Source organism: Umezawaea sp., assembly GCF_036375055.1.
Lineage (GTDB): Bacteria > Actinomycetota > Actinomycetes > Mycobacteriales > Pseudonocardiaceae > Umezawaea.
Genome location: NZ_DASUSQ010000100.1, coordinates 1 through 2,656, shown reverse-complemented (window position 1 = coordinate 2,656; position 2,656 = coordinate 1). Strand labels below are relative to the sequence as shown.

Genomic DNA, 2,656 nt, shown 5'->3' with positions numbered 1-2,656 from the left:
GTCCAGGCAGTCGTCCCGCACCTCCACCAGCGCCGCCACCGCGTCGAACGCCTCCGCGAACACCGGGAACGCCTCGTACAGCTCACGACCCATCCCGACCCGCTGCGAACCCTGACCGGTGAACAGGAACGCCAACCGGCCCTCGGCAGCAGGCGTGGAGTCGCCGTTCACCACGGCTTCCAGCTCCGCGCGCAGGTCGTCGGTCACCGCGAGCACCGCCCGGTGCTCCATCCGGGTCCGGCCCGCGAGCGAGTACCCGAGGTCCAGCAGGTCGGCGGGGTGGTCGAGCAGCGCGGACGCCTGGGCCCGCAACGCTTCCGGCGTCCTGCCGGACAGCACGACCGGCACGACCGGCACGACCTCCTCCGGAATTCCACCGCCGAGCGGGGAGGGAGGAGAACCTTCGAAGTCGCTGTTCGCGGCTTCGAGGATCGCGTGGGCGTTGGTGCCGCTGAACCCGAACGACGAGACACCGACCCGGCGCACCCGGCCGGTCTCCGGCCAGGCGACGTTCTCCGTCACGAGGTCGACCAGCCCGGCAGACCACTCGACCTCGTGCGTCGGCTCACCCACGTGCAGCGTCTTCGGCACGATCCCGTGCCTCATCGCCATCACGGCCTTGATCACCGCGGCGACACCGGCCGCGGCCTGCGTGTGGCCGATGTTCGACTTCACCGAGCCGAGCAGCAGCGGAGTCGTCCGGTCCTGCCCGTAGGTCGCGATGAGCGCCTGCGCCTCGATCGGGTCGCCCAGCGCGGTGCCGGTGCCGTGCGCCTCCACCACGTCGACGTCCGACGCGGACAGACCAGCGCCCGCCAGCGCCGTGCGGATCACCCGCTGCTGCGACGGGCCGTTCGGGGCGGTCAGACCGTTGGACGCGCCGTCCTGGTTGATCGCGGAACCCCGGACCACCGCGAGCACCTCGTGCCCGTTGCGCCGCGCGTCGGACAGCCGCTCCACCAGGAGCATGCCGACGCCCTCGCCCCACGCCGTGCCGTCGGCACCGGCCGCGAACGCCTTGCAGCGCCCGTCGACCGCGAGACCGCGCTGCCGCGAGAAGTCCACGAACGCGCCGGGCGTGGCCATGATCGTCACGCCACCCGCCAGCGCCAGCGAGCACTCACCGGACCGCAGCGCCTGCACCGCCAGGTGCAGGGCCACCAACGACGACGAGCACGCCGTGTCGACCGTGACCGCCGGACCTTCCAGGCCGAAGGTGTAGGAGACGCGGCCGGACAGGACGCTGCTCGCGTTGCCCGTGCCGACGTGGCCCTCAAGACCGTCGGGGATGCGCGGCAGCAGGTCAAGGTAGTCCTGGCCGTTGGTGCCCGCGAAGACGCCGACCTGGCCGCCCCGCAGGGAGACCGGGTCGATGCCCGCGCGTTCGAACGCCTCCCACGAGGTCTCCAGCAGCAACCGCTGCTGCGGGTCCATCGCCAGCGCTTCCCGAGGCGAGATCCCGAAGAACGCCGGGTCGAAGCCCGAGACGTCGTCCACGAACGCGCCCTCGACCACGTACGACGTGCCCTCGTGCTCGGGGTCCGGGTCGTAGATGTTCGCCAGGTCCCAGCCGCGGTCGGTCGGGAAGCCGGTCATGGCGTCGCGGCCCTGCTCCAGCAGGTCCCAGAGCTGTTCCGGCGAGGCCACGCCACCGGGGAAGCGGCAGGCCATCGCGACGATCGCGATCGGTTCGTCCACGCGCAGGGCGACCTCGGCCGACAGCGCTTCCGGGCGCGTGCCGACGAGCTCGGACCGCAGGTGCTCGGCCAGCACGGCCGGGGTCGGGTGGTCGAAGACGAGCGTCGCGGGCAGCTTCAGCCCGGTCGCGGTGCCGATCGCGCCGCGGAACTCCACGGCGGTCAGCGAGTCGAAGCCGAGTTCCTTGAACGCCAGACCCGATTCCACGAGCTGCTCGCCACCCAGCACGGCCGCGACCTGCTCGCGCACCAGCTCCAGCAGCACGCGGCGCTGCTCGTCCTCGGGCAGCGCGGTCAGCCTCGCCACCACCCCGGAGTCGCCTGCCGGCGCGGCCGAGAGGGCTTGGCGCACCTGCGGGAGGTCGCGCAGCAGCGGGCTCGGTCGCACCGACGTGAACAGCGGCGCGAACCGCTCCCAGTCGATGTCGGCGACCGTGAGCACGCCGACGTTCGAGCCCACGGCCCGGCGCAGCGCGGTCAGCGCGCGTCCCGGTGCCATCGGGCGGATGCCGCGGGCCCGCAGGTGCTCCTCGGCGTCGCCCTCGGTGGCCATGCCGCCGTCGGCCCAGGCGCCCCAGGCGATCGACGTGGCGGCCAGGCCGCGCGAGCGGCGCGAGTCGGCGAGCCCGTCGAGGTAGGCGTTGGCCGCGGCGTACGCGCCCTGACCGCCTGCACCCCAGGTGCCCGCGATGGAGGAGAACAGCACGAACGCGTCGACCTCGCCGACCAGCTCGTCCAGGTTCGCCGCGCCCGCGACCTTCGCCGAGAGCACGCGGGCGAAGTCGGCCGGGTCCTGCTCGGCCAACGGGGAGAAGGCCTCGACGCCCGCGGCGTGCACGACGGCGTTCGGCGGGTACTCCTCCAACAGCGCCCTCAACGCGTCCCGGTCGGCCACGTCGCACGCGGCGACCACGACGGGAACGTCCAGCTCCTCCACCAGCTCGGCGGCACCCGGAGCG

The 2,656-nt window shown here is 73.3% G+C and carries 1 protein-coding gene; it reads right to left on the bottom strand.

Annotated features, from left to right (window positions below; translation table 11 throughout):
- On the bottom strand, positions 1 to 2,656 hold a 2,656-nt coding region (locus VFZ92_RS26505; RefSeq protein WP_330878751.1), incomplete at both ends, for a type I polyketide synthase.